The organism is Arthrobacter tumbae, assembly GCF_016907495.1.
In the GTDB taxonomy this organism is placed as follows: Bacteria; Actinomycetota; Actinomycetes; order Actinomycetales; family Micrococcaceae; genus Arthrobacter_D; species Arthrobacter_D tumbae.
On the sequence record NZ_JAFBCC010000001.1, the window covers coordinates 3,525,839 to 3,549,039 of the forward strand.

Genomic DNA, 23,201 nt, shown 5'->3' on the forward strand with positions numbered 1-23,201 from the left:
CAATGGGCATCAACTGGCAGCCGGACCACCTGGGCGACGGATTTGCCTTGACCGAACTTCACCTTGGCGCAGATGAGGAGGGCCCTTGCGTAGCCACGCTCATCTCCTATACCCCGCCCGCCGTGGCGGCGCCGGCCGGCCTGCGCAGCACAGCGCGCGCGGCACTGAAACGACTGCGCGAACGCAATAGACCGGCGTCGGCAGTGCGGGCTGTGCTGTACCTCCATGGCTGGAGCGACTACTTCTTCCAGCACGAGCTGGCTCACTTCTTCAGCGACCGCGGTATTGCCTTCTACGCCCTGGACCTGCGGAAGTATGGACGAAGCCTGCGGCCATGGCAGACCCCAGGGTACGTAACGGACCTGTCGGAGTACGACGACGACATCGCCGCCGCATTGAAAACCCTCGCCGAGGACATCGCAGCCAGAACCGGCATGCCGCCGTCCGGCATCACCCTCATGGCACATTCCACCGGTGCCCTGGTCGCGTCGCTGTGGGCAGACCGCTTTCCGGGGCGGGTATCAAGCCTCATCCTCAACAGCCCATGGCTGGACATTCAGGGAAGTGCAATCCTCCGCACCACCACGCAGGGACTGCTGGAGCCGATCACGAGGTTCAGGCCCAAAGCTCGCCTGAAACTGCCGGAGTTCGGCTTCTACTGGCGAAGCATCAGCAACCTGGCCGACGGCGAGTGGGAACTGAACGGGCAATGGCGGCCGCAATTCGGGTTTCCCATCCGGGCCGGTTGGCTCACCGCTGTCCTGAGCGGACACGCCCACGTGCGCCGGGGACTCTCCATCGACATCCCGGTCCTGGTTCTGTCCTCCTCGCGATCAACCATCAGTCCCGTATGGAACGAAGCAATGCTCTCCTCCGACAGCGTGCTCGATGTGACAGTCATGACGCAGCGTGCGCTGCAGCTGGGGCCCCACGTCACCGTGTGCCGGTTCGAGGGCGCACTCCATGACACCCTGCTTTCTCCTCAACCCGTGCGTCGGAAGGTGTATGCCGAACTCGATCGATGGGTAAGCTGCTACAGCCGGAGCCTGCCTCTGCCGGACGTCTAGGATCGGGCTTTGTCGACTGCTCCGCCATAGCGGCGATCGCGCGCGGCATACTCATCGACAGCTTTCCACAGCGTGCGGCGGTCGACATCCGGCCACAGGACATCCATGAAAACCATTTCCGCGTATGCGGACTGCCACAGCATGAAATTGGATGTGCGCTGCTCACCCGAGGTGCGGAGGAAGAGATCGACATCGGGCAGGTCCGGCTCGTCCAGGTAGCGCTGGATGGTCTTCTCCGAGACAGATGACGCCTTCAACCGGCCGGCCGCCACGTCTTCAGCGATGCCCCTGGCCGCATCGGCAATTTCAGCCCGCCCCCCGTAGTTGACGCACATGGTCAGGGTGCACACAGAGTTTGAGCGCGTCCGCTCCTCTGCGATCTCGAGTTCGTTGATCACCGAGCGCCAGAGCCGCGGGCTCCGTCCGGCCCACCGAATGCGCACTCCCCACTCGTTGAGTTGATCCCGCTGCCGCCGCAGCACATCTCGGCTGAACCCCATGAGGAACCGCACCTCGTCCGGGGAACGCTTCCAGTTCTCGGTGGAGAATGCATACACACTGACGTACCTGACCCCGATGTCAATGGCTCCGGCAATGACGTCAAGGAGCGCCGCCTCACCGGCCCGGTGGCCCTCCGTACGGGGGAGCCCACGCTCGTTGGCCCACCGTCCGTTGCCATCCATCACAATCGCCACGTGAGCCGGCACCAGTTCCGCGGGGATGGCAGGCGGACGCTCACCGCTGGAATGCGGCCACGGCTGCGACGGCTCGCTGGCGGAATTTGTCACACGCGCTCCACATGTTTGAGGGACTTCACTGCTCGTTCCAGATGCCACTGTACGTAGGCAGCTACCAGTCCCGCACTTTCACGCCGGGCAAAAGCCTCGGCTGTGTCCACAATCTCCCAGTTTCCCGACAGCAGCGCCCCCAACAAGGCCATGGCGTCAGGTGATGGTGATGCTGCACCGGGCGGCCGGCAGGAGGCACACACGGCACCGCCCAAAGCGGCCGAGAACGCCGTATGGGGACCAGCCGCACCGCACCGTGCGCAGTCGGTGAAGCTCGGCGCCCAGCCGGCGGTGGCCAATGCACGCAGCAGATAGGAGTCAAGAATCAGTTCCGCCGGATGGAGGCCCCTGCTGAGCGCGGACAGGGCACCGATCACCAGGCCGTACTGTGCCCCTGCGGACTCGCCGTCTGCATCCGTGAGCTTCTCAGCGGTTTCAGCGATAGCTGCGGCAGCGGTGTAGCGGGAATAGTCGGATGCGATGCCGTGCCCGTAGGCGCCACGCGTCTGGGCCTGTGTGACGACGTCAAGGGTGCGTCCTGCAACCAGTTGGAGATCCACTGTCATGAACGGTTCCAGGCGCGCTCCGAATTTGCTGCTGGTTCGCCGGACTCCCTTTGCAACAGCGCGTACCTGACCGTGTTCCCTGGTCAGGAGCACGATAATGCGGTCGGCTTCACCGAGTTTGTACGTGCGAAGGACGACGCCTTCCGTCGTGTAGGTTCGCGACGCGAATGATCTGGGCACGCTCTATTTTCCCATCCGGAGCGCCTGACGCGGCCATCGCCGCGCCAGGCCAGGGGATGCACTGCCGCTGATGCTAGCTACGGTCCCGGATAGCTCGGTTGACAGCGGAAATCACAGCTTTCAGCGAGGCCATGGTGGAGTTGGCATCAATACCGATGCCCCATAGCACCCGCTCCCCCACCGCGCACTCGACGTAGGCCGCCGCCCTGGCGTTGCCGCCCGATGACAGTGCGTGTTCGGTGTAGTCGAGGACGCGCACGTCCACGCCGTCCTGGCCGAGGATGGCCAGGAGGGCATCAATTGGTCCGTTGCCCTGTGCAGAGCGGCGCTGCTGGATGCCGTCAACCAGAAGCGAAGCGGTCAGGTTGAACCGGCCGTCTTCTGACGTGTCGGTGTTCGTCGAGGTCAGGACGTAGGTACCCCACGCCCCGTTACGCGACGGCAGGTACTCGTCCTGGAAGGTTTCCCACAGCTCGGCTCCGCTCACTTCGCCGCCCACCGTATCCGTGCGGCGCTGGACGACACCCGAGAATTCGATCTGCGCCCGACGAGGCAGGTCCAGGCTGTGCTCATGCTTGAGCAGGTAGGCCACGCCGCCCTTGCCCGACTGCGAGTTGACGCGGATCACAGCCTCGTAGGACCGTCCGATGTCCTTCGGATCGATCGGCAGGTACGGCACCGCCCAGGGAATGTCCTCGACCGTCTTGCCAGCGGTATCTGCATCCGCCTCCATCCGCTCGAAACCCTTCTTGATCGCATCCTGATGCGAGCCTGAGAAAGCAGTGAATACCAGGTCTCCACCATAGGGTGAGCGCTCGGGAACGTTGAGCTGGTTGCAGTACTCTGCGGTTCGGCGGACGTGATCCATGTCGGAGAAGTCGATCTGCGGGTCGATGCCCTGCCCATACAGGTTCATGCCCAGGGTCACGAGATCAACATTTCCGGTGCGTTCCCCATTGCCGAACAGGCATCCCTCGATGCGGTCAGCGCCGGCAAGGTAGCCAAGCTCCGCGGCCGCGACACCGGTGCCGCGATCGTTGTGGGGGTGAAGCGACAGGATCACGGCGTCCCGGTCGGCGAGATTGCGGCACATCCACTCGATGGAGTCGGCATAGACATTAGGGGTGGCCATCTCCACGGTTGCCGGCAGGTTCAGGATCATCTGGCGGTCGGAAGACGCCTCGAACACCGCGGCGACCTCATTGGAGATACGCGCGGCGAATTCGAGTTCGGTGCCGGTGAAGGATTCCGGCGAATACTCGTAGGTGATGTGGGTGTCACCCATATTCTCCTCGAACTTGCGGCACAGCCGTGCACCCGTGAGCGCGATGTCGACGATGCCGTCCATGTCCTGGTTGAACACCACACGGCGCTGGAGCACCGAGGTCGAGTTGTACAGGTGGACGATCGCCCGGTCAGCGCCTTCGATCGATTCATAGGTGCGCTCGATCAGGTGCTCGCGTGCCTGGGTGAGTACCTGGATAGTCACGTCATCCGGGATGCGATCGCCCTCAATGAGCTGGCGGACGAAGTCGAAGTCGGTCTGGGAAGCGGACGGGAAACCTACTTCGATCTCCTTGTAGCCCATCTGCACCAGCAGGTCGAACATCTTGTGCTTGCGCTCCGGGCTCATGGGATCGATGAGCGCCTGGTTGCCGTCACGGAGGTCGACGGCGCACCACCGCGGGGCCTTCGTGATGATCCTGTCAGGCCAGGTGCGGTCCGGGAGTTCCACGGTGATCTGGTCCTGGAACGGAACATACTTGTGGAACGGCATTCCAGAGGGTTTCTGTGCATTGCGCATGGCGGTGGGGGCCTTTCCTTGGGTGAGCTTCAAAGCTCTGGCTTCACAGGATGGCGGCCGGCAACACAGACTCCGCGGCGGGGGTTCGGCCTGCGACACGGTAGTCAAGTGCTGACTAACCAGTCGGTTGGGCCCCGCCACGGCAGCTAAGAAGGAGCAGCTCTGCGCGCACGATTCAACACTAGCACGGCCTCTAGGATGAGAAGACGCACCAACGAAGGAGCTTCCATGACCGCATCCGGCATCAATGTCGCGAACGTCGATCCCGATGTTCGCCCCCAGGACGACCTCTTCCGCCACGTCAATGGCGGTTGGCTTCGAAACACTCCCATTCCCGAGGACCGGGCCCGCGAGGGCTCATTCTCGCAGCTGGCGGATGCTGCCGAGTTGGCCGTTCGCAGAATCGTCGAGGATACTGCAGCAGACACGGACGACGACGGCGACCGCTTCCGAATCGGAGTACTTTTCGCGGACTTCATGGACACAGATCACCTCAACGCAGCGGGCGCCGCACCGGTCCAGCCGATGCTTGAATCAATCGATGCGGCTGCGGCTGTCACAGACGTTGTCCGTCTGGACGCTGAGCTCACCCGCGCCGGCGCAGCCGGTATTGTCCTGCCTTACGTCAGCAACGACGCAGGAAACCCTGAACGCTACCTACTCCACCTCTACCAGTCCGGACTAGGACTGCCCGATGAGTCCTACTACCGGGAGGCCAAGTTCGAAGGGGCACGGCTCGGATACGTCGAGCTGCTGCACCAGCTGTTCGAACTGGCTGGGCGCCCCGAGAGCCGGGCCGCGGCGGCCGGCGTCTTCGATCTCGAAGCCCGGCTCGCTGCTTCGCACATGGACACCGTAACCAGGCGCAACCCACAGGCCACCTACAATCTGCGCACGACCGCGGAGCTCATCCGAGATGCGCCGCTTCTGGAAACCTGGCTCACTGGACTGACTTCCGGCGTCGGGATTCCTGGTGAATTGATCATCAACCAGCCGGGTTACGTGGACGCTCTCGCAGGTGCGCTGGAAGAAGTTCCGCTGGATGTGTGGAAAAACTGGCTGGGCGCCAGGGTGCTGTTGCACGCAGCCCCGTTCCTCAGTGACGAATTCGTCGGAGCACATTTCACGTTCTACGGGACCACGCTGAGCGGTACGCCGCAGCTGAGGGAGCGTTGGAAACGGGGAGTCGCTGTTGTCGAGGGAACCATGGGCGAGGCCGTTGGGCGCGAGTACGTGGCACGCCATTTCCCCGAGTCGCACAAGGCCACCATGCTGGAACTGGTTGAGAACGTCCTTGCTGCATACGAACAGCGGATCAACGGTCTCGAATGGATGAGCTCCCGAACGCGTGCACGCGCCCTGGAGAAGCTGAGTCTCTTCACCACGAAGATCGGATACCCCGATCGCTGGATCGACTACTCGAAGCTACAGGTCATCCCCGGTGACCTGTACGGCAATGTGCGCAGAGCGACCGAGTTCGAAACGGACCGGCAGCTTGCCAAGCTCGACGGCCCCATTGACCGGGGCGAGTGGCACCTCACGCCCCAGACAGTGAACGCGTACTACATGCCGACAATGAACGAGATCGTCTTTCCCGCCGCGATCCTGCAGCCGCCCTTTTTCGACGCCGATGCTGATCCAGCCGCCAACTACGGAGCGATCGGCGCCGTCATCGGTCACGAGATCGGGCACGGTTTCGATGACCAGGGATCACAGTTCGACGGGACGGGCGCGCTGCACAATTGGTGGTCCGAAGCGGACCGGACGGCATTCGAGGCCCTCACTGGACGGCTTGTCAGCCAATACGCTGAGCTGGCTCCCACAGAGGCCGCGGATCATCCGGTCAACGGGAAACTCACCCTTGGAGAAAATATCGGCGACCTCGGCGGACTGGGAATCAGTCTCGCAGCCTATGTAATCAGCCTGGATGGAGCAGAGGCGCCTGTTCTTGACGGACTGACCGGATTTCAGCGGTTCTTCTATTCCTGGGCCGAATGCTGGCGTCAGAACATCCGCCCTGAAGAAGCTGCACGGCGCATCGCCATCGATCCTCATTCACCGAACGAGTTCCGGTGCAATCAGGTCGTGCGCAACCTCGACGAGTTCCATGACGCTTTCTCCGTGAACCAGAAGGACGCTCTGTGGCTTGCACCCGAAGAACGGGTCAGGATCTGGTAGAGCTGATCAGGATTGGCAGGTCACCTGGGCGGCCGTCTGGCCGCTCAGGTCGCCGGAGACGCCTTGGGTCTCGATGGTCTCACCCTCGGTGAAATCACTGCCGATGGAAAGTTCCAGTCCGATTGTGGTTCCACTTGGAATCACCTGGACATCAGCCAGCCCGAACAGTTCCGCGACCACGGGTGCGATTCCCTCATAGCCGGGGCCCACAAAAAGTTGGGTTGCCGGACGATCGTCTGCATCAGCGACAGATGCCTGGATATAACCCTCCGCGAGCAGTACCTCCTGCAGTTCCTGGCCCCGCTCCGACTCTCCGGAAGCATTGAGCACAGTAAAGGGGACCAACGCGGGATCGAAAGCGAGCTCCTCGGCGGTCGGGGTGGGCTCGGGTTCCGGCGTCGGCTCAGGAGTGCCCGACGGATCCGTCTCGGGACTCGCACTCGCTGACGGCGAGGGCTGCTGTACCGGCTCGGTGATGTCACGATCGGCGCGAAGGGCCGCGAAGAGGCCATCGGCCTTGTCTTCGTCCAGGACGAGACGATTCGGATCGAGTTCATAGGGAACGACGGGCACAGTCACGAATGCGACGTTGCCGAGGTCAACCTCCTGCAGGCGGCCGGCCAGTTTGAGCAGCTCCGGAATTTCGGCGAGACCGTCGTCGACCGTCAGGTTCCGGGTGACCGCTTCGGCAATGGAGTAGAGGCGCGGAATGTTGCTGAGCGTGCCTTCTTCCTTGATCTTCCGCGCCAGCGACGCGAGAAAAGCCTGCTGCGCGCGGATTCTGCCTTCGTCTCCCCCGGTGCCGAAGCTGTGCCGTGTGCGCAGGAAGGCCAAAGCCTGCTCACCCTCCACCTCGCTGGTACCGGCCGGCAGTTCCAACCCGGAGAATTCGTCGTCAACGGCCTGGTTGACACAGACTTCCACGCCACCCACTGCCTTGGAAAGCTCAGTGACCGCATTGAAATCAGCCATCATGAAGTGGTCTATCTGCAGGCCGGTGATTTCGTTGATGGCCGCGACAGTGCAACCGGGACCGCCGTTGGCAAGTGAGCTGTTGAGCTGGCCCAACGCCATTGGCTCACTGGTTACTCCGCTCTCCGGATTCTCGCAGGCCGGCAGCGGAACCAGCAGGTCGCGCGGAAAGCTCACCATGGTGACGTTGCTTCGATCTGCGGACATGGTCATGAGCATCATGACGTCCGCCTGGCCCTCGACATCCTCGGGCTCGCCGGCACCACCCTGCCCGGCGCGGGTGTCGCTGCCGATAATCAGAATTTGGACAGGATCCCTGCTGAGATCGACGGGCAGTTGGGATTCACCGTCGGTAGAGAGATTGAGGGGTTCGGTGGCAACGTTTCCCTGCAGGCGGACCACCGAGAGCGCGACGAATCCGATGGCCGCCACGAGCACTGCAACGAGCGAGATCGCGACTATCTGCAGGGCGCGCGGCCGTCCCTTGCCGAGATGCCGGCCACCAGTCCCCAAACGGATGCCATCCGTGGAGTTAATCCGCTCACTGCCGGATTCACTCATCTCGCTCGGCCCTTTCGACGTGATTCAAAGTTCTGCGGCCCCTGTGCCCAGGGCATCTGTAGCTCAACGAGCAGATGCTCTCCGAAGTGCCCAGAGGTAGTCCGCACCGGCTAGAAACCGAGCTTCACGAGCTGCTTCGGATCCCGTTGCCAATCCTTTGCAATCTTCACATGAAGGTCGAGATAGACCTTCGTGCCCAGTAGAGCTTCAATGCTCTTTCTCGCTGCAGTTCCTACTTCGCGAAGCCGCGCGCCGCCCTTGCCGATGACGATCCCCTTCTGCGATGAGCGCTCGACGTAGAGATTCACGCGGACATCGAGCAACGGATTGTCCTCGGGGCGCCCCTCGCGCGGAACAATCTCCTCAACGACGACCGCGAGCGAATGGGGAAGTTCGTCGCGAACTCCCTCGAGCGCAGCTTCCCGAACGAGCTCGGCGACCATCACGGCCTCCGGCTCGTCGGTGAGGGCACCATCCGGATACAGCGGAGGAGACTCCGGCATGTGTGATGCGAAGACGTCGGCCACCGTGGTTACCTGGTAACCGTCCACTGCGGACACAGGCACGACGTCGGCCCACCCCTCTTCGCCGGAGACCTCACGACCCAACTCAGTCACCGCGAGCAGTTGGCGCGCCAGCGCCTCTTTGCTCACGAGGTCGGCTTTCGTGACGACGGCGATAACCGGCTTCCGCAATAATTGCGCCAGTTGCGCCGCAATGTAGCGGTCGCCCGGGCCGACCTGCTCGTTGGCGGGCAGGCAAAATCCGATGGCGTCAACCTCCGCCAAGGTGTCAGCGACGAGGTCATTGAGACGTTGACCGAGAAGAGTTCGCGGCCGATGGAGGCCCGGTGTGTCCACCAGGATGAGTTGCGCGTCTTCCCGGTGCACAATTCCACGGATGGTGTGCCGTGTTGTCTGGGGTTTGGCCGAAGTGATGGCAACCTTCTGTCCCACCAGCGCATTCGTCAGGGTCGACTTCCCTGCGTTGGGCCTACCGACCAGCGAGATGAACCCCGCGCGGTACTGCTGGGTGCTCATTTGTTCTCCACCGTTTCCCTCGAAACTTCGTTGTCCTGCTCTAAGCGTGCGTCCTCATCCGTTGGCCGTTCGAGCCTCCACGCAAGGATGTGGGACACGCGGTTACGGCGCCCTTCGACTCGTTCCGCCCGCAAGGCGATGTCGCCGACCTGAACCTCGCTCCCGACAATGGGCACCCGCCCGAGAGTCTTCGCAAGGAGTCCACCGACCGTGTCAACCTCATCATCCTCAAGCTCCAGGTCGAACAGCTCGCCCAAATCATCGATACTCATGCGCGCACTGACGCGAAAACCGCCCTCGGGCAACTGTTCCATCTCGGGTACCTCGGAGTCGTACTCGTCGACGATTTCACCGACGATCTCCTCAATCAGGTCCTCCAGCGTAACGAGACCCGCCGTACCGCCATACTCATCTATGACGATGGCTACATGCGTTGACTCCCGCTGCAGTTCCTGAAGGAAATCTCCCACGGGCTTGGACTCAGGAACATAGCGGACATCCCGGCAGACGCCTTCGACCGGGTCCCGATCACTGGGATTGTGTCCGTTCAGTACAGCGACGACGTCCTTCAGGTACAGAATGCCCCGGACGTCATCAGCGTTGTCGCCGATCACAGGAACGCGTGAGTATCCGGACCTGAGGAAGAGGGACATCGCCTGCCGGAGTGTGGATCCGGCCTCGATCGACACCATGTCCGTTCGCGGTACCATGACCGAGCGCACCTTGGTGTCTCCCAGCTCAAAGACCGAGTGGATCAACTCGGCTTCGCTGTCCTCGATCATCTCTGCTTCATTGGCCCGTGAGAGCAGGTCCCGGAACTCCTCTTCCGTGAAGAACGCCGCCTCGGCCCGGGCAGACCCTGGAGACAGTGCGCTGCCGATGCCGACCAACCAGCGCGGAACAGGTCCAAGGATGGATCGCAGGACGCCAACCATGCGGGCCGTCACGGGAACCAGAGTTGCTGCGTGGGTGCGGCCGAGCTGCCGTGGCGACACTCCCACCAGTACGAACCCGAGTCCGGCCATTGTCACCGTGGCCAGCAGTCCCGCAACCCAGATGTTGTCCAGAACGTCAGCAAACAGCAGCGCAACAGCTACCGCAGCGGCCATCTCGAACCAGACGCGCCAAAACCGCAGTGCATGCATGTGCGCCACGGGGGATTCGAGGACGCGCCGGACAGGCTCCCCCTTCGGACCGTGAAGATGCGCCTCGGCGTCCTGACGGGGCAGATAGCTGAAAGCCGCTTCGGCTGCAGTGACCAGCGCGGCAATCAGTACGAACACGATTGCCATCAGGGCCAGAAGGAATACGATCATTCGCTGAGCTGCCTCGCCGCTGAAAGATCACTCACTGAACGGTTTCCCGTGGCGCGGAGCCGCCGAGGAAATCGGCAAGGAGCTGGCGCTGAAGGCCGAACATCTCCTTCTCCTCTTCCGGCTCGGCGTGATCGAACCCCAGCAGATGAAGCATGCCGTGAGTTGTGAGCAGGAGGAGCTCCTCATTCATGCTGTGTCCGGCGTTGTCCGCCTGGGTCTGGGCCACTTCGGGACAGAGGACCACATCTCCCAGGATCCCTGAACCCGTTGGTCGAGTGGCCGTGCCGGGCCTCAACTCGTCCATCGGGAAAGACAGGACGTCTGTTGGTCCCGGCTCGTCCATCCACTCGATGTGGAGCTTCTCCATGGCATCGATGTCCACGAGGATGATCGAAAGTTCCGACTCCGGATGCACGAAGAGACGCTCGAGCACGTGGCGACCGAGCCTGACGAGTGCCTCATCGTCCACGTCAACACCTGACTCGTTGTTCACCTCAATGCTCATTTCGGGCAGCCTTTCCGGTGCTGCGTCGTCCATTCATGGCCACCCGCTGAGACTCGTCCCACCTGCTGTAGGCGGACACGATGTCCCCCACCAGCCGGTGGCGCACGACGTCGGTGGCATCCAGTCTGGAGAAGGCAACGTCCTCCACACCCTGCAGGATTTCACTGACGATCCGGAGGCCTGATCTGGTTCCACCGGGCAGGTCTACCTGGGTGACATCGCCGGTCACCACCATCCGTGAACCGAATCCGAGACGCGTCAGGAACATCTTCATCTGTTCCGGAGTGGTGTTTTGCGCTTCATCGAGGATGATGAAGGCATCGTTCAGGGTGCGGCCGCGCATATACGCGAGCGGGGCCACCTCGATGGTTCCGGCGGCCATCAGGCGCGGAATCGAATCGGGCTCCATCATGTCGTGCAGTGCGTCATACAACGGGCGCAAATATGGATCGATCTTGTCATTCAGGGTTCCGGGAAGAAAACCGAGCCGTTCCCCCGCCTCGACCGCCGGACGGGTCAGGATGATGCGGTTGACTTCCTTGTGCTGGAGGGCCTGGACCGCTTTGGCCATTGCCAGGTAAGTCTTGCCCGTGCCTGCAGGGCCGATGCCGAAAACGATGGTGTGCGAATCTATCGCCTCGACATAGTCCTTCTGGTTAACCGTCTTGGGGCGGATGGTCCGGCCGCGCGAGGAGAGAATGTTCATGGACAGCACTTCGGCCGGCTTGGCAGCACCCTGCGTCTTGAGCATGAAAAGCAGCTGCTCAAGTACTTGCGCGGTAACCGGAGTGTGATTGGCTGCGAGGGTGCGGACCTCGCTGATCAGCCGCTCGGTGCGCCCAACGTCCGTGCCGGGGCCGGTGATGGAAAGATCATTCCCGCGTACGTGCAGACTGACCCCCGGGAAAGCGCCTTCGATCATGGCGAGTGCCTCATCGTTGGCTCCGAGTGCCTGCACCATTTGATCAGCCGAATCGAACTGGACGACCCGGCTGTCCAGGCCTGCTGCCCCCATACCCACTGCAGAATCGGTCATAGTATCGGCCCGTGGGCCTTCCATCTCTCCTTGTGCCGCCGGGATACCCGGTTATGTGCTGGTTGGTCCAGACCCATGTAAAGGCCTTCTACTAGCGTACCGCCGCAGCCCTGCTGCCGCTCCCATGGGGCACACGGCACGTGAGCCCGAGTTTGCCTGGGACGGCAAATATCTCAGGAACGCAACGGCCCGATATCAATAGCGTTTCAGTCAGGCGGCGATTCGGGAAAAGCACCTGGTAGCGGTTCCTTCCTATGCCAAGCTGAAGAGGAAAACCGTGCGGTTCGGTTCCTGCTTGCGTCACCATTGATCGGCGACGCCGGCACTTTCCCTGCGCGTCGAAGTGTCGATCACGATGAATGAGAGGAGACGGACACGCATGGGCGTTCTTCCTCTCCTCAAGCGGCGGCTGCCCGGGCGTCGGTGGAAGGGGTCCATCCTCGTCGTCGCGGCGCTCGCCCTGCAGGCCTGCACCATCGGCGGACAAACCGAGTCCACCTCGGAGATAGCCACCGAGGCAGAGACGTTGCTGGATTCAACGGCCAGTATGCCGGAAATCGACCTTCAGAGTCCGGCAGCCCCTGACACCGCCTCCCTCCTTCCCGTGTACTGGCTCGGCGATGCTAACGGACTCCTCTACCGAGAGTTCCTGCCTGCCGAGTCAACTGGAGATCCGATCGCCGCTGCCGTGTGGGCGATGACAAGCGCGGAGCCGCTGGATGACGATTACTACAGTCCGTGGCAGGAAGCGTCCGCTGTCAATACATCGATCTCACCGGACAATGTGGTCACCATCGACATCTCCTCGGACGCCTTCGCCGCCGGCATCGATGCGGAGGTTGCGGGGCGCGCTGTGCAGCAACTTGTCTACACCGCGACGGCTGCAGCCGCCAATTCCGGTCTGATTGCCAGCGGAAGTCCCAGCAGTGTCCGCCTCCTGGTGGACGGCAAGGCAGGCTACAGCGCTTTTGGGCACGTCGAGCTGAGTTCCCTGCTTCGACGGGATGTGGGCGCCATTGCGCCAGTCTGGATCATCAACCCGCAGGACAGCTCGGTCCGCTCCGATCGGACAGTGATAGTCCAGGGAAGCACCACCACGACGGATGCAGCCCTTGAGTGGCGTGTGCGGCGCGTGGACGGCGGTGGGGTTCCGGCCGAGGATGTTGTCGGAGGAACCGTGCCGGTGGATGCCGGAACCGGCAGCGTCGGCCTGTACGAGTTCAGCGTCGCGTTGGAACCGGGAACCTTCCTCATCGAGGTTTATGAAGCCGCCGGCCAACTTCCCGGAACGGATCCCGCTGCCGGCGTGGTTGCCGATGACAAGCTGGTCAGTATTCGCTGACGCGGAACTACCAGCGGCCGGCGAGGTGGTTCAGCACGGCAATTGCCGCAGGGCCCGCCGTTGAAGCCCGCAGGACGTTGACTCCGAGCAGCGCCGGAACCGCCCCCGCGTTGGCCAGCAAATCGAGTTCGTCCGGGCTGATGCCACCCTCCGGCCCCACGATGACGGCCAGTGTTCCCGACCGGGTGACCGGCCGCCGTCTCCAGTATGCCGCGAGCGACTCGCTCGCTTCCTCATGCAGCACAACCGGATGTTCCACACCGTCTAGCCAGCGGCCCAGACCTTTCGTGTCCAGCACATCGAGTACTTCGGGCACGCGTGAGCGCCGGCTCTGCTTCGACGCTGCACGGACGAGGGACTCCCACTTGATACGGCCTTTTCCTGCCTTCTCGGCGCGCCACCGCACTATGCTTCGGTCCGCCTGCCAGGGGAGCACCGCGTCAACGCCGAGTTCCGTTGCCGCCTCTACTGCGAGCTCCGCCCTGTCCCCCTTCGCCAGTGCCTGAACCAGGACCAGCCGGATCGCGGGAGGCGGATCAAAGGAAATCATGTCCACAGTCACCACCACCGTGTCCGGCGTCGCCTCGACGATGGTGCAGCCCAGGCGATGCCCTTCCCCGTCCAACACATCGATCTTCTCACCTGGCCTGACGCGCTTCACGGCTGCGGCGTGATGGGCCTCGGGCCCACGCAGCATCAAGGTGCCGCCGGCAGCAGCGGTCTGCACGTCGGCCGGATCGCCGAAGAAAGCCTGGTTGGTCACTGTCCCATAACCCGTCAGAGATTACCGAGGCGCTCACGAAGCCGGGCGAAGACTCCTGATCCACTGCTCGCCAGCTGGCCCTCGGTGAACTCTTCGCCACGCATCTGAGCCAGGCGACGAAGCAGTTCCTCCTGGCCACTGTCGAGATTCCGTGGTGTTTCCACGCTCAGATGCACCAGCAGATCTCCTCTGCCGTATCCGCGCAGGTGCGTTACCCCAAGACCCCTAAGGGTGATCACTTCGCCTGACTGTGTTCCGGGCTTGATCGTGAGTTCCTGGTCACCGTCGAAACTTTTCATTGTCACGTTGGTGCCAAGGGCAGCTGCTGTCATCGGCACACTCAGGGTCGCGTGAAGGTCGTCGCCCTCCCGGAGAAAGGTTGAGTCGCTGTTGACCCGGATTTCAACGTAGAGGTCTCCCTGCGGACCGCCGGCCGTGCCGACCTCGCCCTGGCCGGCGAGCTGGATACGCGTGCCGGTGGCGACACCGGCAGGCACCTTGATGGTGAGACTGCGGCGGGAGCGGATACGGCCGTCCCCATTGCACTCGTTGCAGGGATGCGGAATGACGGTTCCGTACCCCTGACAGGTGCCGCAGGTCGCCGTGGTCATTACCTGACCCAGGATGGATCGAACCGCGCGCTGCACCTGACCGGATCCGCCGCAAATATCACAGGTTCTCGGCGACGTGCCGGGCTGGGTACACGATCCGTCGCAGGTTGGACACACCGCCGCCGAATCCACCTCGATTTTCTTGTTGGTACCGAAGACCGCATCTTCGAGATCGATCCGGACGGCGATGAGGGCGTCCTGTCCGCGTTGGGTTCGCGATGGCGGGCCGCTGGGGCCACCGCCGCCGAAGAATGTCTCGAAGATGTCCTGGAAGGCAAAGCCGGAGCCGGAATAGCCCGCGCCGAATCCGTTGTCGGTGCCGTTCTCATTGCCGGTGGTGTCGTAGACGCGTCGCTTCTGGGGATCCGACAGGACCTCGTACGCGCGGGTGACGAGCTTGAACTCCTCAGCCGCTTCCGTACCGGCGTTGACGTCCGGGTGAAGCTTCCGGGCAAGCTTCCGGTAGGCCTTCTTGATTTCTTCGCCACTGGCATCGCGTGCAACGCCAAGGACCTCATAGTGATTACTCACTCCTGCACATCACTTCCTGTTATCTCACCGCGTGAGCGGCTGGGGTTCATGGGCTCCGTCATCCGGTCATGATTCATCGAGGATGCGGGAAAGGTAGCGTGCGACGGCCCTCACGGCAGCCATAGTGGTGGGGTAATCCATTCTGGTGGGTCCAAGGACCCCCACCTTCGCCAGGGAATCCGGTCCGTAGCCCGTAGCGATCACCGAGGCCTCGGCCAGCCCGCCGTACGGATTCTCCCGGCCGATGCGCACGGAGATCCCGAGCGCATCCTGGCCCATCTCGGAGAGCAACCGAAGCATGACGACCTGTTCCTCAAGGGCTTCGAGGACCGGACCGATGGTCAAGGGAAAATCGAGGGTTGAGCGGGCAAGGTTGGCCGTGCCCGCCAGCACAATACGGTCTTCCCGGTTGGCGGCCGACAGCTGTTCCAGGCTGTGGCCAAGTGCCTGGCCAAGAGACTGCAGCGACGGGGGAAGCTCCGCGATGCATGCAGCAAGTTCCTGTGGAACCGACGGCAGGCGAACACCCGATACCCGCTCCAGGAAGTACTGACGCAGGTCGGCCAGATCATTCTCCTGTGCCTCGGAGGGAACGGACACCACACGCTGCTGTACCGCGCCGTTCGTGGAGATCAGCACTACGAGTACGCGGCCGGGAGCGAGCAGCACGAGTTCAATGTGGCGGACGGACGCCGCACCCAGATGCGGATACTGCACCACCGCAACCTGATTGGTGAGTTGGGCGAGCAGGCGGACGGTGCGCTCCAGGACGTCGTCCAGGTCGTCGGCACTCTCCAGAAGTGCGCGGATGGCCCGTTTCTCCGGCGCCGACAGCGGCTTGACCTCGGCAATCCGGTCGACGAACAGACGGTAGCCCTTGTCGGTCGGAATGCGCCCGGAGCTGGTATGCGGAGCGGTGATCAGGCCTTCTTCTTCCAGAAGTGCCATGTCATTGCGGATTGTCGCCGAAGAAACACCCAGCCTGTGGCGCTCGACCAGTGCCTTGGATCCCACTGGCTCACGGGAATGGACGTAATCCTCAACGATGGCCCGCAGGACTTCAAGCCGTCTGGGCTCGCTCATGTTCACCTCCGATGTACTTCGATGCCCGGTCAGTTGAGTTAGCACTCAACACACCCAAGTGCCAAGTCTAATACGTTCGGGGCGATTGTTAGCATTGGCTGTGCCTGTTCCGAAGGCAGGGATTTGCGGAAGCGAGCGAAGTCACATGTCGTATCACCAGTGGGGGGCGCAAGACCTCACCCAGTCCCGGCCGACCGCAACCGCGCAGGTCGAAGCCCGTCCCGGCGTCGTCCTTGAAGACGTGCAAAGCGGATTTGTGGGCGAGATTCTCCGGACAGAGAAGTCCGGTGGAATGCACGTGATGGTCCTCGAGGACCGCCACGGAAAGCGGCGCACCTTCCCGCTCGGCTTCGGCTTCCACCATGAAGGTTCGCCGGTTGAGATGGTTGCCGCGCGCGCGCAGTCCGCAACACAGCTGAGAACTGCCTCGGGCTCCGTCCGGGTTGCGGGACAGCGGGCCCGCACAGCGCGGGCAAGCAGGATCTGGGTCGAGGGCAAACACGATGCCGAGCTCGTGGAGAAGGTGTGGGGAGACGACCTGCGGGTCGAGGGCATCGTGGTGGAGCCGTTGCATGGAGTGGACGACCTGGCAGCAGCGGTGCGGGACTTCACCCCATCCGCGGGCCGCCGCCTGGGAATTCTCGTCGACCACCTGCTGCCCGGCACCAAGGAAGCCCGTATTGCGGCCGAAGCAATGGCTGTGGCGGGCGCAGCCGGGAACGTGCTGATTGTCGGGCACCCCTACGTCGATGTGTGGCAGGCTGTGAAGCCGTGCGCTCTCGGTCTTGAGGCGTGGCCGGTCATACCCCGCGGCGAAGACTGGAAGACGGGGATACTGAGCCGGCTGGGCTGGCCCCACTCCACGCAGGCGGATGCGGCGAACGGCTGGAAGCGTATCCTCAGCGGCGTCAGCACCTACTCTGACCTCGAACCAACATTGCTCGGGCGCGTGGAGGAAGTCATCGACTTCCTCACAGCGCCGGGAGCCGGGGCATAGCCGCTGAACGCTCCGGCACGGCTGCACGACTGCGCACGGCCGGCGCACCAAGTACCCTTGGGAGGTAAGTTCTGCGCGTAGGCGCGGTGAAGTTCAACAGCCCGAAGGAAGTTTCCGTTGTCTAACAGCGCAGACAGGCACGGTGACGCCCAGTCACGTCCGGCATCCCGGGACAGCGTTCCCGCATTGGAGGGTGCCAGTTCCAGTGCTCCACCGCTGAGTCCGTCGGAAGACCGCCAATGGGCAACCCTGTCCCACTTCCTCGGCATCCTGGGGTTCGTGCCGTCGCTGATCATCTTCCTGATCTTCCGTGACCGGGGAGCCTTCACCGAACAGGAATCGAAGGAAGCGTTCAACTTCACCTTCCCGCCGAGCATCATTGCCGGAATATGCCTTCTGCTGTCCCTGATACCCGGGATCGGTGGAATCTTTGCCGTCTTCAATGCGCTCATCTGGGTGATGCTGGCGGCGTTCTCTGTTGCAGCCGGCATCCACGTCAACCGGGGCAGACCGTACCGCTACCCCTTCAACCTGCGGATCTTCCACTAGCCGATCAGTTCGGCAACAACCGCCGGACGACGGCGTTAGCGAGCAGCCGTCCCCGCCCGCTCAGGCGAACAATACCTTTGAAAGCTTCAGCCGGTTCGATCAGGCCGTCGGCGATCAACCCGGCCACCGCGTGGCGTCCGTCAGGCCGGAGGGACGCCACGGGATAGCCCTCGGCCAACCGCGAGCGCAGGAGAACGTCCTCAACGTAGCGAGCCGTTTCGTCGAGTATTTCCCTGCCGGCCGCAGGCGTCGCGCCAGTGTCCAGGCGCTGCGCATAGGCGGCGGGGTGCTTGACATTCCACCACCGCGTGCCGCCCACATGGGAATGGGCGCCCGGACCGGCCCCCCACCAGTCGTGGCCTTTCCAGTACGCAAGATTGTGGCGGCACTGATCCTCATCATGGCGTGCCCAGTTACTCACCTCGTACCAGGACATCCCGGCCCCGCGAAGCGTGTTCTCAGCGATTTCGTACTTGTCGGCGTGGTCGTCGTCGTCGACCATCGGCACCTCACCCCGGCGTATCCGCCGGGCCAGCGCGGTACCTTCCTCGATGATCAGGGCGTACGCCGACAGATGATCCGGTTCCAGGACGAGCGCCGCTTCGAGAGATCTTTCCCAGTCCGACAATTCTTCGCCGGGTGTTCCGTAAATGAGGTCGAGGCTGACCTTCAATCCTGCCGCGCGTGCCCACTCAACTGCAAGGGGAACCCGCTCCGGAGCGTGGGTCCGGTCGAGTAAGGCGAGTACATGCGGCACTGCGGACTGCATCCCGAATGACACCCTGGTGAAACCCGCACGGGCCAGTTCCGCCAGTGATTCGGGGGTCACCGAATCCGGGTTGGCCTCTGTTGTCACCTCGGCCCCGGGTTCCAGGCCCCATACGCTCTTCGCCGTCTGCAGAACCCGTGCCAGATCCTGCGACGGAAGCAGCGTGGGTGTGCCTCCCCCGAAAAAGACCGTGCTCAGCGCCCGGTGGGCAATGCCGGATTGCTCAAGTGCTCCGGCGGCGAATTCCAGCTCCCGCTCGACAGTCAGCGCGTAACTGGCCTGCGATGCTCCCCCGCCGAGCTCGGCCGCGGTATAAGTATTGAAGTCGCAGTAGCCGCAGCGGACAGCGCAGAACGGAATGTGTACATAGAGCCCGAAGGCGCGGTCGCGTGAACCGGCGGCAGCGGATGCGGGCAGCAGCCCGTCCGCCGGTGCAGGATCGCCGAGCGGCAGGGTACTAGGCACTGCTGCGTTCCTCTGTTGGCGCCGTCGTCACTTCTTGGCTTTGTCCTTCGACTCATCCGACGACAGGGCGGCGATGAACGCTTCCTGCGGAACTTCGACGCGTCCCACCATCTTCATGCGCTTCTTGCCTTCCTTCTGCTTCTCCAGCAGCTTCCGCTTCCGGGTGATGTCACCGCCGTAGCACTTGGCGAGGACATCCTTGCGGATGGCCCGGATACTCTCCCTGGCGATAATCCGTGAGCCGATAGCCGCCTGGATAGGCACCTCGAACTGCTGCCGCGGAATCAACTCGCGCAGCTTCCCGGTCATCATCACGCCATAGGCATAGGCCTTGTCACGGTGCGTGATTGCGGAGAACGCGTCCACCTGTTCCCCCTGAAGCATGATGTCCACCTTGACCAGATCCGCCACCTGATCGCCGTCAGCCTTCCAGTCCAGGGACCCATACCCGCGGGTCCTGGACTTGAGGATGTCAAAGAAGTCGAAGACGATCTCCGCCAGTGGAAGCCGATACCGGATCTCCACCCGGTCCTCGGAAAGGTAGTCCATCCCGCCCATGACGCCGCGTCGGCTCTGGCACAGCTCCATAATGGCGCCGACGAATTCGTTGGGCGCAAGGATGGTCGCCGAAACCATCGGTTCGCGGACTGTAGCAATCTTCCCGACGGGGTACTCGCTGGGATTGGTGACATGGACGATCTTTTTGTCCTCGAGCGTCACCTCATACTCCACGTTGGGTGCAGTGGAGATCAGGCTCAGGTTGTACTCACGTTCAAGGCGCTCGCGGGTGATTTCCAGATGCAGCAGACCAAGGAAGCCCACGCGGAAACCGAATCCCAGGGCGGCGGAGGTCTCCGGCTCATACACGAGCGCGGCATCATTGAGCATCAGCTTTTCCAGCGCATCCCGCAGCACCGGGTAATCCGCTCCGTCCAGCGGGTACAGACCGGAGAAAACCATCGGTTTGGGGTCCGCGTAACCACTCAACGACGCCGCTGCAGGCTTCGCGAGGTTGGTGACGGTATCGCCGACCTTGGACTGGCGGACATCCTTCACCCCGGTAATGAGGTAACCGACTTCACCTACGCCGAGACCTTTGGACGGCGTGGGTTCCGGCGAACTGACACCGATCTCCAGCAGTTCATGGCTGGCCCGGGTGGACATCATCTGAATGCGCTCACGCGGGCTCAGGTGCCCATCGACCACACGGACATAGGTGACCACACCCCGGTAGGTGTCATAGACGGAATCGAAGATCATGGCCCGTGCCGGCGCGCTTGCGTCTCCGACCGGTGACGGAAGGTCACGAACAATCTTGTCCAGCAGCGCTTCCACGCCGACGCCCGTCTTCCCCGAGACCAGCAGCACGTCCTCGGGATTGCCGCCGATCAGGTTCGCCAACTCCGCCGCGTACTTCTCCGGCTGCGCGGCCGGCAGGTCGATCTTGTTGAGCACCGGAATAATCGTGAGGTCATTCTCCATGGCGAGGTACAGGTTGGCGAGCGTCTGTGCTTCAATCCCCTGCGCGGCATCCACGAGCAGAATGGCTCCCTCGCACGCCGCGAGCGACCGCGAGACTTCATAGGTGAAGTCGACGTGACCGGGGGTGTCGATCATGTTCAGTGCGTAGCTGGCGCCATCGAGTTCCCAGGGCAGCCTGACCGCCTGCGACTTGATGGTGATGCCGCGTTCACGCTCGATGTCCATGCGGTCCAGGTACTGGGCCTTCATATCCCGCTGCTCCACCACACCGGTGAGCTGGAGCATCCGGTCAGCCAGGGTGGACTTGCCGTGGTCTATATGGGCGATGATGCAGAAATTTCTGATGATCGCGGGATCCGTGGCAGCGGGCACCGGAGCTGTGCGGGCCATGGGTGACACTGACGTACCTCTTACTTTGTGGGACAGTTCGGAAAATCCGCGGAAGAACGACGACGACGCCGGGGCCGCGGCCCGCGCGGAAAGTGCAGTTTCCATTGTCCCACGGCGACGTCACGAGCCCGCAATCTGACCGGTACTCTGGCCCCATGGCATCACTAGGACAGTCGCTGTTCCGTCTTGCGGAGGCGGCGCTGAAGTCGATCGCCTCCCGGCCCGCTTCCAAACCCGTTCCTCCGGGCACCTACGCTCCACAGCCGGGAAACACTGCCGACCCCGGGGAGATTGTGTGGACGTGGGTGCCGTACGAGGACGATCCGAACCAGGGAAAGGATCGGCCCGTACTGATCATCGGCAGGGACGGCGGCTCGCTGCTCGCCCTCATGCTCACCTCGCGCGACCGCAACAACGCGAAGAGCCGGCACGATGGCTATGTGGACATCGGGAGCGGCTCCTGGGACCGCCGGGGCAGGCCCAGCGAGGTCTACCTGGAACGCCTGCTGACGATTGATCCCGAAGCCGTGCGGCGCATCGGATCGACGCTGGACCGCCCGCTTTTCGACCGGGTTCTGTCCCGGTACAGACGACTCTCCTGAAAATCGTCCTTCGATGGAGCTGCGCGAACCGCCCAATCGGGCCCGGAGCGCGAAGCCCTGCCCAGTTCTGGTAACCTGTATAGCTGTGTGTCCGCGCAGGTCGACGGGCACTTCGGCTCGGCCGCCCGGTATCCCCACGCCGCTCAGTCAATGGCCACACCGAAATCCCTCAGACCAGTCCGCAATACAAAGAGAGTCTTATACGTGGCAAATATCAAGTCCCAGAAGAAGCGCATTCTCACCAACGAGAAGGCCCGCCAGCGCAACAACTCGGTCAAGTCCGAGCTGAAGACCGCTATCCGCGCCGTAACCACCGCGGTGGAGTCCACCGACAAGGACGGAGCGGTGGCTGCGCTCGCCGTTGCCAACCGGAAGCTCGACAAGGCCGTAAGCAAGGGTGTTCTGCACAAGAACAATGCGGCCAACCGCAAGTCGGGCATCGCCAAGAGGGTCAACAACCTCGGCTGATTGCCCTTCAGTTTCACGGCTTCACCAAGCTGTGTGGCCGGCCTTCGGGCCGGCCACTGCTGTTTAACGCCGCTGCTGTTTCACCCAGAACGCTGTTTCACCCGGAACGCAAGGCTAGCGGGATCCGCCCAACGCAATTGCCGTCACGGCGCGTTCAACGGCGTACACGGGATCCCTCGCCTCACCTTTGACCTGGGCGTCGGCTTCGGCAAGGATCTGGATGCAGTGATTCAGACCCTCCGGGGTCCACCGCTGGGATTCGCGGCGGGCCTGGTCAACCTGCCAGGGCGCCATGCCGAGTTCCTTGGCAAGTTGAGTGGAATTGCCCCTGACCCCATAGACTTTCGCCACTCCGCGCAGCTTCATTGCGAGCGCGGCAACGAGCGGCACGGGATCCGCGCCGGTGGAGAGCGCGTGACGGAGCATGGCCAGTGCCTGTCCGCCGCGGCCCGCGAGGGCGGCGTCGGCCACCTTGAAGCCCGTCGCCTCTATCCGCCCGCCATAGTATTTCTCCACCAGCTCAGCGGAGATCACGCCTTCGGCGTCCGACGCGAGCTGGTGGCACGCAGCCGCCAGCTCGGACAGGCTGGACCCCACCGCGGCAACCAGTGCACGCACCGCGTCAGGTTCGATGCGCCGTCGTGCGTTGCGGAATTCAGCTGCAACGAAGTCAGCCTTGTCAGAGTCCTTCTTCAGTGGCTGGCACTCAACCAGGACGGTCTTGTGCGCCTTCAAAGCATCGAGCAGTTTCTTGCCCCGTGTGCCACCCGCGTGATGCATGACGAGCACTACGTCCGGAGCGGGGTTCGGGATGTAGTGCAGGGCATCCTGCAGAAACGCATCGTTCATCTGGGCCAGCCCGCGCGCTTCGATGATCTGCGTACCGCCGAACAACGAAGGGCTTCCCAGCATGATCAGGGAGCCGGGCTCATAATGGGCGGCGTCAAGGCGCACTGTCTCAGCGCCCGGCTCCATCTCCCGCATGTGATGGCGGACGGACTCGAAACCACGCGTGGCGAGGTACTCCTCCGGACCGAGCAACAGGATGACAGGCGCAGGGGCCACCTCTCGCCAGCTCGCAGTAACCGATGCTGCAGGGCTTGGGGACACGGGTGCGGCTCCTGATCGATGGAGGG

General features: G+C 62.9%; 21 protein-coding genes. 7 read left to right on the top strand and 14 right to left on the bottom strand.

All coding sequences use genetic code 11. From position 1 onward, the window contains the following. Positions 1-2: 2 nt before the first annotated feature. Positions 3-1,067, top strand: coding sequence for an alpha/beta hydrolase (locus JOD47_RS16610; protein ID WP_204536018.1), 1,065 nt, complete (start codon positions 3-5; stop codon positions 1,065-1,067). Here JOD47_RS16610 and JOD47_RS16615 read toward each other — a convergent pair. The 3 genes from JOD47_RS16615 to leuA all read right to left on the bottom strand — a co-directional run bounded on the left by JOD47_RS16615 (position 1,064) and on the right by leuA (position 4,405). After that, a complete protein-coding gene (locus tag JOD47_RS16615) occupies positions 1,064-1,855 on the bottom strand; it encodes an isoprenyl transferase (protein ID WP_204536020.1) in 792 nt (263 codons plus the stop codon). The genes JOD47_RS16610 and JOD47_RS16615 overlap by 4 nt on opposite strands. Further along, entirely contained in the window at positions 1,852-2,601 is a 750-nt protein-coding gene (gene recO / locus JOD47_RS16620; RefSeq protein WP_204536022.1) for a DNA repair protein RecO, read from the bottom strand. Before recO ends, JOD47_RS16615 begins: the two co-directional genes overlap by 4 nt. A gap of 73 nt (positions 2,602-2,674) precedes the next feature. Continuing rightward, complete coding sequence (gene leuA, locus JOD47_RS16625; RefSeq protein WP_204536024.1) at positions 2,675-4,405, bottom strand: 2-isopropylmalate synthase; 1,731 nt, start codon at positions 4,403-4,405, stop codon at positions 2,675-2,677. A 228-nt stretch (positions 4,406-4,633) separates the two neighbouring features. Here leuA and JOD47_RS16630 point away from each other — a divergent pair, with 228 nt between their 5' ends. Then, positions 4,634-6,583, top strand: coding sequence for a M13 family metallopeptidase (locus tag JOD47_RS16630; protein WP_204536026.1), 1,950 nt, complete (start codon positions 4,634-4,636; stop codon positions 6,581-6,583). 6 nt (positions 6,584-6,589) lie between these two features. Here the strand turns inward: JOD47_RS16630 and JOD47_RS16635 are convergent, their stop codons facing one another. From JOD47_RS16635 to JOD47_RS16655, 5 genes are all read right to left on the bottom strand, one after another. Beyond that, positions 6,590-8,116, bottom strand: a complete 1,527-nt coding sequence (locus JOD47_RS16635) for an LCP family protein (RefSeq protein WP_204536028.1) — start codon at positions 8,114-8,116, stop codon at positions 6,590-6,592. A gap of 110 nt (positions 8,117-8,226) precedes the next feature. Beyond that, complete coding sequence (gene era, locus JOD47_RS16640) at positions 8,227-9,156, bottom strand: GTPase Era (RefSeq protein ID WP_204536030.1); 930 nt, start codon at positions 9,154-9,156, stop codon at positions 8,227-8,229. Continuing rightward, positions 9,153-10,472 (bottom strand): hemolysin family protein, encoded by a 1,320-nt coding sequence (locus tag JOD47_RS16645; RefSeq protein ID WP_204536032.1) that lies wholly within the window; start codon positions 10,470-10,472, stop codon positions 9,153-9,155. The genes era and JOD47_RS16645 overlap by 4 nt, the downstream gene beginning before the upstream one ends. Positions 10,473-10,503: 31 nt before the next feature. Then, positions 10,504-10,977, bottom strand: coding sequence for an rRNA maturation RNase YbeY (gene ybeY / locus JOD47_RS16650; protein WP_204536034.1), 474 nt, complete (start codon positions 10,975-10,977; stop codon positions 10,504-10,506). Beyond that, positions 10,967-12,013, bottom strand: a complete 1,047-nt coding sequence (locus JOD47_RS16655) for a PhoH family protein (RefSeq protein ID WP_204536037.1) — start codon at positions 12,011-12,013, stop codon at positions 10,967-10,969. The genes ybeY and JOD47_RS16655 overlap by 11 nt, the downstream gene beginning before the upstream one ends. A 379-nt stretch (positions 12,014-12,392) precedes the next feature. On the opposite strand from JOD47_RS16655, the gene JOD47_RS16660 reads away from it, so the two are divergent. Beyond that, positions 12,393-13,355, top strand: a complete 963-nt coding sequence (locus JOD47_RS16660) for a GerMN domain-containing protein (RefSeq protein ID WP_204536039.1) — start codon at positions 12,393-12,395, stop codon at positions 13,353-13,355. 7 nt (positions 13,356-13,362) lie between these two features. Here JOD47_RS16660 and JOD47_RS16665 read toward each other — a convergent pair whose 3' ends face one another. The 3 genes from JOD47_RS16665 to hrcA all read right to left on the bottom strand — a co-directional run bounded on the left by JOD47_RS16665 (position 13,363) and on the right by hrcA (position 16,343). After that, the gene (locus JOD47_RS16665; protein ID WP_204536041.1) at positions 13,363-14,118 is read right to left on the bottom strand and encodes a 16S rRNA (uracil(1498)-N(3))-methyltransferase; all 756 of its coding nucleotides are present in this window, start codon (positions 14,116-14,118) and stop codon (positions 13,363-13,365) included. 14 nt (positions 14,119-14,132) lie between these two features. After that, positions 14,133-15,260: a molecular chaperone DnaJ gene (gene dnaJ, locus JOD47_RS16670; RefSeq protein WP_204536043.1), complete on the bottom strand. Its 1,128-nt coding sequence runs from the start codon at positions 15,258-15,260 to the stop codon at positions 14,133-14,135. Between the two features lie 66 nt (positions 15,261-15,326). Beyond that, positions 15,327-16,343, bottom strand: coding sequence for a heat-inducible transcriptional repressor HrcA (gene hrcA / locus JOD47_RS16675; RefSeq protein WP_204536045.1), 1,017 nt, complete (start codon positions 16,341-16,343; stop codon positions 15,327-15,329). 145 nt (positions 16,344-16,488) lie between these two features. On the opposite strand from hrcA, the gene JOD47_RS16680 reads away from it, so the two are divergent. Continuing rightward, entirely contained in the window at positions 16,489-17,340 is an 852-nt protein-coding gene (locus tag JOD47_RS16680; RefSeq protein ID WP_204536047.1) for a DUF3097 domain-containing protein, read from the top strand. Between the two features lie 117 nt (positions 17,341-17,457). Continuing rightward, positions 17,458-17,889: a DUF4870 domain-containing protein gene (locus JOD47_RS16685; RefSeq protein WP_204536049.1), complete on the top strand. Its 432-nt coding sequence runs from the start codon at positions 17,458-17,460 to the stop codon at positions 17,887-17,889. 4 nt (positions 17,890-17,893) lie between these two features. Here JOD47_RS16685 and hemW read toward each other — a convergent pair whose 3' ends face one another. Both hemW and lepA read right to left on the bottom strand, forming a co-directional pair. Next, entirely contained in the window at positions 17,894-19,123 is a 1,230-nt protein-coding gene (gene hemW, locus JOD47_RS16690; protein WP_204536051.1) for a radical SAM family heme chaperone HemW, read from the bottom strand. A gap of 27 nt (positions 19,124-19,150) precedes the next feature. Next, positions 19,151-21,004 (bottom strand): translation elongation factor 4, encoded by a 1,854-nt coding sequence (gene lepA / locus JOD47_RS16695; protein ID WP_204536842.1) that lies wholly within the window; start codon positions 21,002-21,004, stop codon positions 19,151-19,153. A 146-nt stretch (positions 21,005-21,150) separates the two neighbouring features. Here lepA and JOD47_RS16700 point away from each other — a divergent pair, with 146 nt between their 5' ends. Further along, on the top strand, positions 21,151-21,597 hold the full coding sequence (locus JOD47_RS16700; protein ID WP_204536053.1) for a type II toxin-antitoxin system PemK/MazF family toxin: 447 nt from the start codon (positions 21,151-21,153) through the stop codon (positions 21,595-21,597). A gap of 204 nt (positions 21,598-21,801) precedes the next feature. Beyond that, on the top strand, positions 21,802-22,065 hold the full coding sequence (gene rpsT, locus JOD47_RS16705) for a 30S ribosomal protein S20 (protein WP_204536055.1): 264 nt from the start codon (positions 21,802-21,804) through the stop codon (positions 22,063-22,065). A gap of 114 nt (positions 22,066-22,179) precedes the next feature. Here rpsT and holA read toward each other — a convergent pair whose 3' ends face one another. Beyond that, positions 22,180-23,175, bottom strand: coding sequence for a DNA polymerase III subunit delta (holA, locus tag JOD47_RS16710; protein ID WP_307836360.1), 996 nt, complete (start codon positions 23,173-23,175; stop codon positions 22,180-22,182). Between the last annotated feature and the right edge of the window lie 26 nt (positions 23,176-23,201).